At 76.6% G+C, this 14,570-nt stretch carries 11 protein-coding genes and 1 rRNA gene; 1 reads left to right on the plus strand and 11 read right to left on the minus strand.

The features are described from left to right. Positions 1-18: 18 nt before the first annotated feature. Positions 19-1,041: an NINE protein gene (locus DMP15_RS18215; RefSeq protein ID WP_083658416.1), complete on the plus strand. Its 1,023-nt coding sequence runs from the start codon at positions 19-21 to the stop codon at positions 1,039-1,041. Positions 1,042-1,169: 128 nt separating this feature from the next. Here DMP15_RS18215 and DMP15_RS18220 read toward each other — a convergent pair whose 3' ends face one another. The 11 genes from DMP15_RS18220 to rrf form a co-directional block, all read right to left on the minus strand. Then, on the minus strand, positions 1,170-1,802 hold the full coding sequence (locus DMP15_RS18220; protein ID WP_073575225.1) for an NUDIX domain-containing protein: 633 nt from the start codon (positions 1,800-1,802) through the stop codon (positions 1,170-1,172). Positions 1,803-1,971: 169 nt separating this feature from the next. Then, on the minus strand, positions 1,972-3,750 hold the full coding sequence (locus DMP15_RS18225; RefSeq protein ID WP_337826208.1) for a CTP synthase: 1,779 nt from the start codon (positions 3,748-3,750) through the stop codon (positions 1,972-1,974). Positions 3,751-3,772: 22 nt separating this feature from the next. Further along, positions 3,773-4,696, minus strand: a complete 924-nt coding sequence (locus DMP15_RS18230) for a copper transporter (RefSeq protein WP_337826209.1) — start codon at positions 4,694-4,696, stop codon at positions 3,773-3,775. Continuing rightward, a complete protein-coding gene (gene steA, locus DMP15_RS18235; protein ID WP_179760165.1) occupies positions 4,693-5,880 on the minus strand; it encodes a putative cytokinetic ring protein SteA in 1,188 nt (395 codons plus the stop codon). Before steA ends, DMP15_RS18230 begins: the two co-directional genes overlap by 4 nt. A gap of 172 nt (positions 5,881-6,052) precedes the next feature. After that, positions 6,053-8,047, minus strand: coding sequence for a DNA repair protein RecN (recN, locus tag DMP15_RS18240; protein ID WP_083658418.1), 1,995 nt, complete (start codon positions 8,045-8,047; stop codon positions 6,053-6,055). A gap of 90 nt (positions 8,048-8,137) precedes the next feature. Beyond that, on the minus strand, positions 8,138-9,064 hold the full coding sequence (locus DMP15_RS18245) for an NAD kinase (protein ID WP_073575229.1): 927 nt from the start codon (positions 9,062-9,064) through the stop codon (positions 8,138-8,140). Next, positions 9,061-9,894 (minus strand): TlyA family RNA methyltransferase, encoded by an 834-nt coding sequence (locus DMP15_RS18250; RefSeq protein ID WP_073575230.1) that lies wholly within the window; start codon positions 9,892-9,894, stop codon positions 9,061-9,063. The genes DMP15_RS18245 and DMP15_RS18250 overlap by 4 nt, the downstream gene beginning before the upstream one ends. A gap of 2 nt (positions 9,895-9,896) precedes the next feature. Then, the gene (locus DMP15_RS18255) at positions 9,897-10,103 is read right to left on the minus strand and encodes a hypothetical protein (RefSeq protein WP_062402852.1); all 207 of its coding nucleotides are present in this window, start codon (positions 10,101-10,103) and stop codon (positions 9,897-9,899) included. Between the two features lie 70 nt (positions 10,104-10,173). Next, positions 10,174-11,181 (minus strand): HAD-IIA family hydrolase, encoded by a 1,008-nt coding sequence (locus DMP15_RS18260; protein WP_073575231.1) that lies wholly within the window; start codon positions 11,179-11,181, stop codon positions 10,174-10,176. Beyond that, positions 11,178-14,159, minus strand: coding sequence for a hypothetical protein (locus tag DMP15_RS18265; RefSeq protein WP_337826210.1), 2,982 nt, complete (start codon positions 14,157-14,159; stop codon positions 11,178-11,180). Before DMP15_RS18265 ends, DMP15_RS18260 begins: the two co-directional genes overlap by 4 nt. A 157-nt stretch (positions 14,160-14,316) precedes the next feature. Then, positions 14,317-14,433, minus strand: a 5S ribosomal RNA gene (rrf, locus tag DMP15_RS18270). Between the last annotated feature and the right edge of the window lie 137 nt (positions 14,434-14,570).

Consider the following 14,570-nt stretch of genomic DNA (forward strand, 5'->3'; position numbering starts at 1 on the left):
CGCGGCTACGGTCGGGGTATGAGCGCGGACCCGATCGGCTACGCCGAGCAGGAGGAGACGGTGCGGGCGCTGTCCCGCCACTACACGGGCGGGGCGCTGGACGTCGACGCGTTCGACGCGCGGGTGCGCCGGGCCCGGGCGGCGACGACGCGGTCGCAGCTGGCGGCCCTGTTCACCGATCTGCCCGAGCCGCACCCGGCGTCGCTCACCGGGGTGGCGCCGTCCTTGTCCGCGGCCGGCGCCGACCCGAGCGGCGGCCCCGCCGGTGCGGATCCCGCGACCACCGGCCCCGCCAGCACCGGTCCCACCGCCGCGGATGCCGCCGCCGCAGATCCAGCCACCACCGGCGCGACCGCGCGCGTCGGCACGTCCACCGGCACGGGCTCCCCGGGCGCCCACGACGACGGGCACAGCGGTGACGCCGAGCGCACCGCGCGCTTCGCGGTCCCCGGCCCGACCCGGGCCACCCCGTACCCGGATCCGTCGGGCCACCCCGCGGCGGGCCCCTACCCGGACCCGTCGCCGACGACCGCCGGTCCCCGCCCCCCGTGGCCGGCCCCCGGGGCGCCCGGCTACCCGGGCGCGGGGTACCCCGGCGGGACGTACCCGTCCGGGCCGTACCCCGACGGCGGCCCCGCGGGCTTGTCCCCCGGCGGCGGGTTCCCCGGCGGGCCGGCGTGGGCCGCCGGTGCGCCGGGCTGGGCGTCCGGGCAACAGCAGTACCCGGGCGCGGCCTACCCACCGCACCCCGGGCCCCCGTCCTACGGCCCCTACGGCTACGACCCGTCCGCGCCGTACGGCCGCGAGCCCTACTCGGGGCTGCCGTACTCCGACAAGCAGAAGATCGTGGCGGGGCTGCTGCAGCTGTTCCTGCCGTTCGGCATCGGCCGGTTCTACTCGGGCCACACCGGTCTGGCCGTCGCGCAGCTGCTGGTCACGTTCCTGACCTTCGGGATCGGCGCGATCTGGTCGTTCGTCGACGGGATCGTGGTGCTCGCCGGGTCGCCCCGGGACCCGGAGGGTCGTCCGCTGCGGCCCTGACCACCGCCCGGCGCGGTCACCGTGGGCGCGGCCGGGCGGACACCGTCGGCGCGGCAGGCCGTCACCCGGAGACCCGGCGCGGTCACGCGTCGCCGCGGCCCGCGGTCACCCGTCGGCGCGGCGGAGGATCACTCGTCGGCGCGGCGGGCGAAGCGGAACGGGCGGTCGGCCCACTCGGCGTCGACCGGGCGGGGGTCGAACTCCCCGGCCAGCACCGCGCGGGCCGCGAGCAGCCCGGCGCAGGACACCGCGTTGACGATCTCGCCGGAGAACACCATCCCGACGGCCTCGGCGATCGGGATCCAGCGCAGCTCCAGGTCGGCCTCCTCGTCGTCGCCCAGGTCGGGGCGCGGCTTCTCGACGAGCTCGCGCGCGAGGAAGATGCGGACCGACTCGTCGGAGAACCCGGGCGAGGGCACGACGTCGAGCAGCACCGACCAGTCCGACGCCGACAGCCCGGCCTCCTCGGTCAGCTCCCGGTCGGCGGTGACCGCGGGGTCCTCCCCCGCCACGTCGAGCAGGCCGGCGGGGAGCTCCCACAGCCGTCGCCGGACGGCGTGGCGGTACTGGTGCAGCATCCGGACCCGCCCGGCCTCGTCCACCGCGACGACGGCGACCGCCCCCGGGTGCTCCAGGATCTCGCGGGTCGCGACCCGGCCGCCAGGCATGACGACGCGGTCCGACCGCAGCGCCATCACGCGGCCGGAGTAGATGTCGGTGGCCGAGCGGACCGGGAAGTCGTGCTCGCCGGGGCGGGTCACCGGGTCACCGCCCGGCGGGTGCGCAGTTCGATCACCCGTCGGACAGTAGCCGCCGGGCCCGGCCCGTGCGGGGCGCGCGGGCCGTGCGGGCCGCGTGCCGCGCCCGGCGGCACGGCCCCGGGCCACCGTGCCGGACCGGGCCACCGTCGGCGGCCCGGCCCGGTCGGGGTCAGCGGGCGGAGGTGCTCTCGGCCCGGGCCACGCCGTTGCCGCCCGCGCCGACGGCGACGTCGTCGCCCTCGACCGTCTCGGCGTCGTCGGCGTCGGTGTTGTCCCGGCCGGGCAGGTGCACCGGCAGCCGGTCCTCGGCCCGGTAGCGCAGCGCCGCCTTCACGAACGCCGCGAACAACGGGTGCGGCCGGGTCGGGCGGCTCTTGAGCTCGGGGTGCGCCTGGGTCCCGACGAAGAACGGGTGCTGCGACGACGGCAGCTCCACGAACTCCACCAGCGTCCCGTCCGGGGAGGTCCCGAACACCAGGCCCGCCTCGGTGAGCTGCTGCCGGTAGGCGTTGTTGACCTCGAAGCGGTGCCGGTGCCGCTCGGAGATCTCGCGCGCCCCGTAGGCCTTCGCCGCGACCGAGCCGGGCTGCAGCACCGCCGGGTAGGCACCCAGGCGCATGGTCCCGCCCATGTCCCGCTCGCCCGCGACGACGTCGCGCTGGGTCGCCATCGTCGAGATCACCGGGTGCGCGGTCTCCGGGTCGAACTCGGTCGAGCTCGCGTCCTCCAGGCCGGCGACGGTGCGCGCGGTCTCGATGACCATGCACTGCAGGCCCAGGCACAGCCCCAGGGCGGGGATGCGCCGGGTGCGGGCGTGGGTGATCGCGCCGAGCTTGCCCTCGATGCCGCGGATGCCGAAGCCGCCGGGGACGAGCACCCCGTCGACGCCGTCGAGCGCCTCGGCCGCGCCGGCCGGGGTCTCGCAGGAGTCCGACGGCACCCAGCGGATCGCCACCTTGGCGTGGTGGGCGAAGCCGCCGGCCCGCAGCGCCTCGGTGACCGAGAGGTAGGCGTCGGGCAGGTCGACGTACTTGCCGACCAGTGCGATCGTCGCGGTCTCCCGCGGGTGGTGGACGCGGTCGAGCAGATCGCCCCACACGGTCCAGTCGACGTCGCGGAACGGCAGCCCGAGCCGGCGCACGACGTAGGCGTCGAGGCCCTCGCCGTGCAGCACCTTCGGGATGTCGTAGATCGACGGGGCGTCCGGGCACGCGGCGACGCCGTCGAGTTCGATGTCGCACATCAGCGAGATCTTGCGCTTCATGCCCTCGGGGATCTCCCGGTCGGCGCGCAGCACCACCGCGTCGGGCTGGATGCCGATGTTGCGCAGCGCCGCGACGGAGTGCTGGGTCGGCTTGGTCTTCAGCTCGCCCGACGGCGCCAGGTACGGCACCAGCGACACGTGCAGGAAGAAGCAGTTGTCCCGGCCGACCTCGTGACGGACCTGGCGGGCGGCCTCGACGAACGGCAGCGACTCGATGTCGCCGATGGTGCCGCCGACCTCGGTGATGACGACGTCGGGGGCCAGGCCCTCGGCGTCGGGCTCGGCCATCGCGAGGACACGGTCCTTGATCTCGTTGGTGATGTGCGGGATGACCTGGACGGTGTCGCCGAGGTACTCGCCGCGACGCTCCTTGGCGATGACCTCGGAGTAGACCTGGCCGGTGGTGACGTTGGCCCGCCCGGCGAGGTCGCGGTCCAGGAACCGCTCGTAGTGGCCGACGTCGAGGTCGGTCTCGGCACCGTCCTCGGTGACGAACACCTCGCCGTGCTGGAACGGGTTCATCGTCCCGGGATCGACGTTGAGATACGGATCGAGCTTCTGCATGGTGACGCGAAGCCCGCGCGCGGTGAGCAACTGACCGAGACTGGAGGCGGTCAGGCCCTTACCCAGCGAGGACGCGACCCCACCGGTGACGAAGAGATGACGGGTGGCGCGAGTCTGCACGGAGTTTCAGCCTACCGATCGGTCATGGGGCGGCGGGAACCGGCCCCACCGTTCCGGCCCCGGAACCGTAGCGGCCGGTGCCTCCTGCCTGTCGTTCGGCGAGCGCGAGCACGGTCGCGACCCGCCCGGCACCGGTACCGACGCCGTCGACGGTGGCGAGCCGGCCCATCGGACCGGCCCCGGACGCGCGGGCGGCGGCGACGGCCGAGCCGTCCGCGGCGTCCCGCCCGGCCAGCACGGCTCCCGCGCCACGACGGTCGAGCTCCGCGGCCAGTGCCGCGGCGGTGGACGCCGAGGCGCCGGCGTCCACGCCGGAGTACGCGGCACCGGTGACGACGACCGCCACCCGTCCGGCCGCGGGACTGCCCTGCGGTGCCTCGGCGAAGCCGCCGCCGGCGAGCCCGGCGAGCACCGCGCCGGCCCCGTCCGGGTCGGGGGCGGGGCCGTCGGGCGGGGCCAGCAGCGCGGAGCCGAGCAGGCCCCCGGCGAGCGCACCGGCGTCGGTGGCGGTGGGGAGCTGGGCCCCCGACGGCAGCAGCCGTGCGGACAGGTCGCGCAGCTGGTCGGCGCGGGCCGGGTCGGTGACGGCCGGGGTGAGCACGACCTCCCCCGCGACGCTGCCCCCCGCGGCGACGACGAGCTCGGCGACCGCGCGCGTGTCGGACGGGTCGGCACCGAGCGCGACGACGGTCACGGGCACCCCGGTGAGCTTCCCGCGCACCAGGTCCGGTCCGACGCGGCCGGCGAACTCGTCACTGGCGTGCAGCTGCGCGGCCAGGGTGTCGCGTTCGACGCTCAGCCGGGCGGTCTCGCCCGTGTCCGTCCCCGAGGCCGCGACGTCGGCGATGCGCTGCGGGAGCCCGACGACGGCGAGGACGAACCCGGCCGCCAGGGCCAGCACGAACACCGCGACCAGGGCGATGCGGTGGTGGCGCCGCGAGATCACGCCGGGAACCATCCGGCGACCAGGGCCCGCAGGCTCTCCAGCACGCCACGCAGCCACTCCAGCACCGCGGGGCCGCCGCCGGACACGAGCACGGCGACGACGACCGCGACCACCGCGGCCGCGACGAGCAGCAGCAGCGGCGCGAACGAGGTCCGGCTCCGGTACATCTGGGCGATCATCGCGCCGTCGACGACGCTGCCCCCCGCCTGCAGCCGGGTCAGGAAGGTCGAGGCGTTGCTGCCCGACCGCCCGCGGTCGAGGAACTCCCCCATCGACGCCGACAGCCCGACCGTGACGATCATCGAGGCGCCGCGGTGGTGGGCGAGCAGCAGGGCGAGGTCCTCGGGGTTGGCCATCGACGGGAACGTCACGGCGCTGGCGCCCAGGTCCTGCACACGGTGCAGCCCCGGGGCGTGCCCGTCGGGGAAGGCCGGGACGACGACGTCCGCGCCGCTGGTCAGCGCCTGGTTCGACACCTCGGACGGGTCGGCGACGATGAGGTCCGGGCGGTGGCGCGCGTTGAGCAGCGCGTCCGCGCCCGCGCCGACGCCGACGAGTACCGGCCGGTACTCCTTGATGTAGGCCTTGAGCCGCTTCAGCACGGCGAGGTGCTCGAACCCGGCGGCGACGACGAGCACCGGCCGCCCGTCGAGGGCGACGTCGACCTCGGGGACGCCGTGCCCGTCGAGGAGCAGCGAGCGCTCGCGGCGCATGAACTCGATGGTGTTCGCGGCGAACGCCTCGAGCTGGTGGGTCAGGCCCTGCTTGGCCTCGTCCAGGGCGTCGGCGACGGTGTCCTCGGTCTGCTCCCGGCCCTCGCACAGCGGCTGCTCGCCGGTGTAGAGCACGCCGTCGTGCAGCCGCACCCGGATGCCGTCCTTGACCGCGCGCAGGGTGTCGGGACCGCAGTCGTCGACGAGCGGGATGCCCGCCTCGACGAGCACCTGCGGGCCGAGGTTCGGGAACCGGCCGGAGATCGACGGGGCGGCGTTGACGACCGCGGCGACCCGGGCGGCGACGAGCGCGTCCGCGGTCGCCCGGTCCAGGTCGACCTGGTCGATCACGGCGATGTCGCCGGGGCGCAGGCGCCGGAGCACCGACTCGATACGACGGTCGGCGCGGGCCGGGCCGGTCAGGCCCGGCAGCTCCGGTCGGGAACGGTGCAGCAGGCCGGACAGCTTCATGTGGCGCACTGTGACAGGTGGGGCGTCCGTGACCACGCAGGCACGCCGCGCGAGACCGCGACGTCACCGGCCCGGACGATCCCCCGTCGCTCCCCGGGTGGCGACGCCCGGACCACGCGCCGCTCACCCACAGCGACGGCGCGCCGCCCGGGCGGCCGTCGGCCGGGCCCGCTCAGCCGGCCCGGCGCCGCCGCGACGCGGCGGCGGGACGGCCCGCGGCGCGGTCCGGGTCGATGCCGCGGGAGTCGGTGCCGCAGGGGTCGGTGCCGCGGGAGTCGGTGCCGCGGGAGTCGGTGCCGCGCGGCCCGGGGACCGCACCCTCCACCGGCGCGGTCGCGACGCCGGTGTCCGTGTCCCGCGCAGTCCGGCCGCGCCGGGACTGCGCGCGACGCGACCGGGCCTCGGCCAGGTCCGCGGGCCGTGCCGCCGCGCGGTCGGCCTCCCGGTGCGCGGTCGCGGCGCTCAGCAGCTCCTCGGCGTGCGCGCGGCCGGTGTCCGTGTCGTCCATCCCGGCCAGCATCCGTGCCAGCTCCCCGGTGCGCTCCTCCTCGGTGAGCCGCCGCACGCTGGAGCGGGTGACGCCCGCCCCGGACGCCTTCTGCACCACGAGGTGCCGGTCGGCGTACGCCGCGACCTGCGGCAGGTGTGTGACGACGATGACCTGGTGGCGGGCCGCGAGCTGCGCGAGCCGGCGGCCGATCTCCACCGCGGCCCGGCCGCCGACGCCGGCGTCGACCTCGTCGAACACCATGGTCGGCACCGGGTCGGCGCCGGCGAGCGCGACCTCCAGGGCCAGCATGACCCGGGACAGCTCGCCGCCGGAGGCGCCCTTGTGCAGCGGCTGTGCCACCGCCCCGGCGTGCGGGACGAGCCGGATCTCGACCTCGTCGACGCCGCTCGACCCGGCCTGGCAGCGCCGCCCGCCGACCTCGAGCACCGGCCCGGTGTCGGCAGCGGGCCGCGGCTGCACGCCGACCTGCAACGTCGCGTCCTTCATGGCGAGCCCGGCGAGTTCCGCCGTCGTCGCCTCGGCCAGCCGGGACGCGGCGGCGGTGCGCGCCGCGGTGATCGCGGCGGCGTGACCGGCCAGCTCACCGGCGAGTGCGTCACGGCGGGCCGACAGCTCGGCGAGCGCCTCGTCGGAGGTGTCGAGCCCGGACAACCGCTCGCGGGCGGTGTCCGCCCAGGCCAGCACGCCGTCGGTGTCCGCGGCGTACTTGCGGGTGAGCGCCTTGAGCTCGGCCTGGCGGGTCAGGACGCGGGACAGCAGCTCGGGGTCGGCGTCGAGCCGGTCGAGGTAGCCGCTCAGCTCGGCCGCGGCGTCGGCGAGGACCGCGATGGCCTCGGTGAGGCGCGGGCCGAGCTCCTCCAGCGCGGGGTCGCCACTGCCCTCGGCGAGCCCCTTGGCCTGCCCGGCGAGCCCGACGGCGCCGGGGGCCTCGCCGTCGTCCGACCCGGACAGAGCGAGGTGTGCGCTCTCGGCGGCGGCTCGCAGGTCGTCGGCCTCGGCCATCCGGCGGGCCTGTTCGACGAGCTCGCGGTCCTCACCGGGCTGCGGGTCGGCGGCCTCGATCTCGGCGAGACCGTGGCGCAGCAGGTCCGCCTCCTGGGCGAGCCGGCGGGCGTTGTCCCGCCGCTCGGCGAGCTCGGTGACCACCTGCAGCCACTCGGTGCGCACCGTCCGGTAGGCGGCCAGCGGGACCGCGACGGGGTCCCCGGCGAAGCGGTCGAGCAGGGCCCGCTGGTCGGAGCCGCGCAGCAGCCGCAGCTGGTCGTTCTGCCCGTGCACCGCGAGCTGGGTCTCGGCGAGCCTGCCCAGCACCCCGTTGGGCACCGACCGCCCGCCCAGGTGGGCCCGGGAGCGCCCGTCGGCCGACACGGTGCGGGCCGCGATCAGCGACCCGTCGTCGTCGGCCTCGGCGCCCACCTCCTCGGCCAGTTCCAGCGCCCCCGGCGAGGCCGCGAACCGGCCCTCGACGACGGCGCGCCTCGCCCCGGCCGACACCCGCGAGGACTCCGCGCGGCCACCGCCGAGGAGGTTCAGCCCGGTCACGACCATGGTCTTCCCGGCGCCGGTCTCGCCGGTCAGCACGGTCAGGCCCGGGTCGAGCTCCAGGGTCGCGTCGTCGATCACGCCGAGGCCCTGGATCCGCATCTCGGACAACATGCGTGGGACCATACGTTCGAACACCGACAGCGTTCGAGCCCCGACACGCGAACGGCACCGAACGGATGTTCCCGTGCGCCGAACGGTCGATCAGGTGTTCGAACCCGGTGGTTGGGTCCGGGCCCCCCGCCAGCCCCGGACGGGCAGGTCGAACTTGCGGACGAGCCGGTCGGCGAAGGGCTGCGCGGCCAGGCGCACCATCCGCACGGGCTCCGACGCACGCCGCAGCTCCACCCGTGCCCCGGGCGGCACCGCGACGGTGCGACGGCCGTCGCAGTCCAGCACGGCGGACGGGCCGTCGGCGGACACCTCGATCGCGACGGTGCTCTCCGGCGCGATCACCATCGGCCGGGCGAACAGGGCGTGTGCGTTGCTGGGGACCACCAGCAGTGCCTGCACCTGCGGCCAGATCAGCGGCCCGCCCGCGGAGAAGGCGTAGGCGGTGGAGCCGGTCGGGGTGGAGCAGAGCACCCCGTCGCAGCCGAAGGAGGACACCGGGCGGCCGTCGACCTCGAGGACGACCTCGAGGATGCGGCCGCGGGTGGTCTTCTCGACGACGGCCTCGTTCAGCGCCCACGCCCGGCCGAGCACCTGCCCGGCGGCGGTGACGACGGCCTCGAGGGTGGTCCGTTCCTCGACCTCGTAGTCGCCGTCGGCGAGCTTCTGCAGCGCCTCGGGCAGGGTGTCCTCCTCGGCCTCGGCGAGGAAGCCGACGTGGCCGAGGTTGACGCCCAGCAGGGGCACGCCGGCGTGGCGGGCGAGGTCGGCGGCGCGCAGCAGGGTGCCGTCACCGCCGAGGACCAGGACCGCCTCGGCGCCGCGGGCGCACTCCGGGCTCCCGGGGACCGGGACCGGCTCGTAGCCCGCCGGGACGTCGGGGTCCGCGGCGAGCTCGGCCCACTCGTCGGCGAGCACCCGGGTGCGCAGGCCGAGCCGCCCGAGCTCGCCCATCACGTGCAGCGCGGTCTTGCGGTTGGTGGGCCGCCCGGTGTGCAGGACCAGCAGGACGTCCCTCATGCGGGGCCGTCCGCGACCGCGGCGGCCAGCATCGGCGCGAGCTCGGGCTGCTCGGGGGCGACGCCGGCCGGGCCGTCGACGGGCCGGCGCAGGTGCAGGAAGTACTCGACGTTGCCCGACGGGCCGGGCAGCGGGCTCGCGGTCGCGCCGAGGACGTGCAGCCCGGCCGAGGCGGCGGCGGTCGCGACCCCGTGCAGTGCCTCGATGCGCAGACCCGGGTCCCGTACGACCCCGCCGGAGCCGAGCCGGTCCTTCCCGACCTCGAACTGTGGTTTCACCATGGGTAGCAGGTCGCCTCCGGGCGCGGTGCAGGCGGCGAGGGCCGGCAGCACGGTGCGCAGCGAGATGAACGACAGGTCGGCGACGGTCAGGTCGACCGTCCCGCCGATCTGCTCCGGTTCGAGGGCCCGGACGTTGGTGCGGTCGTGCACGTGGACGCGCTCGTCGGACTGCAGCCGCCACACCAGCTGGCCGTACCCGACGTCGACGGCGACGACCTCGGCCGCCCCGCGGGTGAGCAGCACGTCGGTGAAGCCGCCGGTGGAGGCGCCCGCGTCGAGGCAGCGCCGTCCGGCGGGGTCGACGTCGGTGAACGCGTCGAGGGCGCCGAGCAGCTTCTTGGCGCCGCGGGAGGCCCAGTCGGGTTCGCCGTCGTCGTCCGGGCGGACGAGCACGGGTGCGTCCCGGTCCACCACGGTGGCGGGCTTCGCCGCCGGCATGCCGTTGACGACGACCCGGCCTGCGGCGATCAGCTCGGCGGCCTGGCCGCGGGAGCGGGCGAGCTTGCGGCGGACGAGCTCGGCGTCCAGGCGGGCGCGGGTGGGGCCCATCGTCACTCCCGTTCCGAGCCGGCGCTCAGCGCGCGGCCGAGCGCGGCGTGCACCCGCTCGAACGCGGCCGGGTGCTCGGAGACCGGACGGTCGTCCAGCGCGTCGAGCGCCGCGACGGCCGCGTCGACCTCGGCACGCAGGGCCGCGACGGGGCGGTCCTGCTCGGGCCGCGGGTCGCCCGGACGGGGTCCGGGTGCGGGAACGCTCATGGATGATCTCCGGGTACGGGGTTCTGACGCCACGGTAGCCGACGGTCCCGACCGCGGCCGCGACGCGGCGTCACCGCCCTGGCCGCTCCGCCAGGCCGAGGTCGGCAAGTGCCGCGGCGGCGGCCGCACCGTCGGAGCGGACGTCGTGGACGCCCTGCTCCCAGGCCACCGCGCACAGGGCACGCAGCGCGTCCACCGTGGGTTCGGGCCCGTCCCCGTCGCCGGACAGGACGAGCGTGCCGCCGTCGGCGCGGACGTCCCAGCCGGACCGCGGCCCGGGGGCCAGCTCGTCCGGTGGGCGGGTGAGCGCGGCGAGGTCGGCGCCGATGTGGGTGGGCCGCAGCTCCGGGGCGGCGGCGAGCAGCTCCGCGGCGCCGCTGACCCCGGTCAGGACCATCAGCGACGGGGCGCCCATGGCGTTGGCACCCTCGATGTCGGTGTCGAGCCGGTCCCCGATGACGAGCGGGGCCTGCGCGTCGCCACACCCCTCGCGGAGCAGCCGGGCGGCGGGCTTGCCCGCCACCTGCGGCCGTGCGCCGGTCGCCGTCCGCACGACCTGGACCATCGAACCGTTGCCGGGCAGCGGCCCGCGCTCGGTGGGAAGGGTGGGATCGACGTTGGAGGCGACCCACAACGCTCCGGCCCGGACGGCGACGACCGCCTCGGCCAGGATCCGCCACCCGGTGTCGGGCGAGTGCCCCTGGACGACGGCGTCCGCGCCCTCGGCGTCACCGACGACGGCGAGCCCGCGGGCCCGGACCTCGTCGGCCAGCGCCGACGTGCCGACGACCAGCACCCGCGCGCCCGGCGGGAGCTGCTCGGCCAGCATCGCGGCAGCGGCCTGTGAGCTGGTGCGGACGTCCTCGACGCGGGCCGGGAAGCCGAGCTCGGCGAGGTGCGCCGCGACGTCGGCGGGGCTGCGCGAGGCGTTGTTGGTGACGTACACCGTGGGCACGCCACGGTCCGCGGCCCCACGCACCGCCTCGACGGCCCCCGGGACGACCTCGGGGCCCCGGTAGAGGGTGCCGTCGAGGTCGGCCAGGAGGACGTCGTGGCGGGACAGCAGGTCGGCGGTCACCGGTCGCCGGCCCCGGTGTCGCGGCCCTGCTGCTGGTCCGCGGAGGGAGCCGCCCCGGAGGCGTCCGGCCTCTCGACCACGGCGCCTCCGTCGGTGTCGCCGCGGGCCTCGTCCGGCCCGCCCTCCTCCGTCCCGCCCGCGTCGCTCCCGTCGGCGCCCGGGACTGCGGTCCCGGACGCGTCGTCGTCGCCGGGGTCGCCGGGGTCGCCGGGGTCGGCTGCGTCGTCGGCTGCGTCGTCGGCTGCGTCGTCGGCATCGCCGGCGTCGATCCGACCGGACGGTGCCGGGGCGTCGGTGTGCGGCGCCTCGACGTGGTCGTCGGCGGCCGGGGGCACGTCCTCCCAGCCGACGGAGAGCTCGTCGTCGGCGCCCTCGAGCTCGTCACCGGTCAGCTCGGCGATGCGCGCGGCGGCGTCGGTCTCCCGGTGCCGGTCGGCGTCGTGTGCGTGGACGAACCACTGCACGGCCTCCGACTCCCGGCCGGCGGCGAGCAGGTTGTCGGCGTAGGCGTAGAACAGCCGCGCGCTCCACGGGTCGCGGCGGACCGCGTCGAGCTCGGGGACCTGGAGCCCGACGACGGCGGCGTCGGCCTCGCCCAGGTCGCGCCGGGCTCCCGCAGCGACGATGAGCAGCTCGATCCGCTCCTCGTGGCCGAGGTCCCGGGCCTCCGGGCTGCGGGCCAGGTCGAGAGCACGCTCGGGACGGCCGAGGGCGCGCTCGATGTCGGCCATGACGTGCACGTGCCCCGGTCCGCCGCCCATCCGGCGGGCGGCGCGGAACTCGCCGAGGGCCTCGTTCCACTCCCCTGCGTGGTAGGCGACGATGCCGGCGGCCTCCCGGACGACCGCGATCCGCGACGCCCGGCGCCGCGCGTAGCGCACGTGCTCGAGCGCCTGCACGGCGTCCTCGTCGACGAGCAGCCCCGCCGCGACGAGGTGCCGCGCCACCACCTCGGCGGTCTCCTTCTGGAGGCCGCGCAGGTCCCGGCGCACGCTCGGGTCGAGCTCGGCGGCCGTCACCGAGTCCGGCAGGTCCGGCTCGGCGACGAAGGTCCGCTCGGCCGACTCCGGGATCGCCCGTCGCGGACGGGCGTCGCGGTCACGGCGGTCGTCGCGGCCACGGTCGTCGCGCCCACGGTCGTTCCGGCCCCGGTCGTCGCGCCTGCGGTCGTCAAGGCCGGAGCGCGGGCCCCGGTCGTCCCGGCCGCCACGCGGGCCACGGTCGTCACGCTCCCGGCGCGGGCCACGGTCGTCACGGTCACGGAGCGGGCGACGCTCGTCGCGCCCGATGGGGCGCTCGGCACGGTCGGTGCGCGGACCGTCGACGGTGTCGGCGTCCGATCCGGTCGTGCCCGGGGCGGTCCCGGTGCGGTCGACGGCGTCGGCCCCGGCACCGGCCCCGCGGGCGTCGGTCACGGGGGTGTCGGTCCGGTCCCCGCTGTCGGACCGGGGGCCGTCGGACGCGGTGCTGCCCGTGCTGACCGCGTCGTCGGTGCGCTCGTCGCGGGTGACCGGCGCGTCGGCCGCCTCCGCGGGCGAGGTCTCCGGAACCCGGGTAGCGGTGTCGGAGGCGGTTGCGCCGGTCGGCGTGGCCGCCTCCCGCGTGTCGGTCGTCGACGGCGTCACGGCAGGCGCGTCACCGGCCGGCTCGGCCTGCACCGCGGCCGGCTGTGCGACGTCCTGGGGCTCGACGGCCGCGGACCGCTCGGACGGGCGGTCGTGCGACGGGCGCTCCTGACGGACGCGGTACGGGCGGTCCCCCCGGTCCCGGGACGGGCTGCGCCGGTCCTCGCCACGATCGTCGCGACCGCGGGGCGCGCGGTCGTCACGGTTCCGGTAGGGACGGGCACCACGGTCGTCCCCGCGCTGCGGACGGGGGCCACGGTCGTCACGGTTACCGAACAGTCGGCCGCCGCGGTCGTCACGGTCCCGGGACGGGCGGCCGGCCCGGTCGTCGCGATCGCGGAACGAACGGCCGCCACGGTCGTCGCCGCGCTGCGGACGGGCGCCACGCTCGTCGCGGTCCCGGAAGGAACGGGCACCGCGGTCACCGGACGGACGTCCCCCGCGGTCGTCACGGTCACGGAACGAACGGCCGCCGTGGTCGTCGTCGCGCTGCGGACGAGGGGCCCGGTCGTCACGGCCACCGAAGGAACGGCCGCCGCGGTCGTCCCGGTCACGGAACGAGCGGGCACCGCGGTCGTCACGGTCCCCGGACGGGCGACCGCCCCGGTCGTCGCCGCCGCGGAACGGACGGCCGCCGCGGTCGTCACGGTCACGGGCGGGACGGCGGTCGTCACGGCCGCCGGAGGAGCGACCGTCACGGCCCCCGGACGGACGTCCCCCGCGGTCGTCGCGACCGGGGAAGGAACGACCGCCACGGTCGTCGCGACCGGAGAACGAGCGGCCATCACGGTCGTCACGGCCGGAGAACGAGCGGCCATCACGGTCGTCACGGCCGGAGGAGGGACGACCGGCGCGGTCCCGAAACGAGCGCCCGCCGCGGTCGTCGTCGCGCTGCGGACGGGCGCCACGGTCGTCGCGGTCACGGTAGGGACGGCGGTCCTCACGGCCCGCGGAGGGCCGGCCACCGCGTTCGTCACCGCCACCCCGGAACGAGTCGCGCCGGCCGGTGCCACCGGAACGGCGGTCGTCGTCACGGGCGGGGCGACGGTCGGCGTCGCGACGCGGCCCGCGGTCGGAGCGGTCCTCGCCGCGGAAGCCGCTGTCGCGCCGGCCGGTGTCGCGTCCACCCCGGTCGGACCAGGAGCGGCCCTCGGTGCGGCGCTCGCCCGGACGTCCCCGGTCGTCGCGCGCACGGTCGCCGCCGCTGCGGTTGCCCCGGTCGTCGCGACGCGTGCGGTCGTCGCCGTCGCGGCGCCGTCCCCGCTGGTCATCGCCGCGCGACCATCCCGACCCGCTGCGCGAACCGCGCTCCTCGCCTGCCCGGCCGTTGCCGGGACGTTCCCCGTCCGTCACGTGGTCAGGGTACAAACGAACACCGTCACTTCCGCGGTCGGCGACCGCACTGGGCGAACCGGTCCGCACAGAGAGGCGGACACGGCTGCAGACATACGAAAAAGGGGAGTCCACAGCGGCTACTACACCGTTGCGGACTCCCCTTTCAGAGGTTGAATGTCGGCGGCGACCTACTCTCCCACACCCTGGCGAGTGCAGTACCATCGGCGCTGGAAGGCTTAGCTACCGGGTTCGGAATGGGACCGGGCGTTTCCCTACCGCAATGACCACCGACAACACTATCCAACTATCACCCCACCCCCCAGAAAACCCCAAGAGGCGGGGGTCGAGCACACAAACCGACCCCACGATCCCCGGATCACCGGGAACATGGACGGTTGTGGACTCAGGGTCACACAGTGGATGCGAACA

This window comes from Pseudonocardia sp. UM4_GMWB1 (genome assembly GCF_017312155.1).
Taxonomy (GTDB): domain Bacteria; phylum Actinomycetota; class Actinomycetes; order Mycobacteriales; family Pseudonocardiaceae; genus Pseudonocardia; species Pseudonocardia alni.

Excerpts from the sequence above, each read along its gene's own strand:
- DMP15_RS18215 (WP_083658416.1), top strand. The coding sequence starts at position 19 with ATGAGCGCGGACCCGATCGGCTACGCCGAGCAGGAGGAGACGGTGCGG.
- steA (WP_179760165.1), bottom strand. The coding sequence starts at position 5,880 with ATGAAGCTGTCCGGCCTGCTGCACCGTTCCCGACCGGAGCTGCCGGGC.
- recN (WP_083658418.1), bottom strand. The coding sequence starts at position 8,047 with ATGTTGTCCGAGATGCGGATCCAGGGCCTCGGCGTGATCGACGACGCG.
- DMP15_RS18245 (WP_073575229.1), bottom strand. The coding sequence starts at position 9,064 with ATGAGGGACGTCCTGCTGGTCCTGCACACCGGGCGGCCCACCAACCGC.
- DMP15_RS18250 (WP_073575230.1), bottom strand. The coding sequence starts at position 9,894 with ATGGGCCCCACCCGCGCCCGCCTGGACGCCGAGCTCGTCCGCCGCAAG.
- DMP15_RS18255 (WP_062402852.1), bottom strand. The coding sequence starts at position 10,103 with ATGAGCGTTCCCGCACCCGGACCCCGTCCGGGCGACCCGCGGCCCGAG.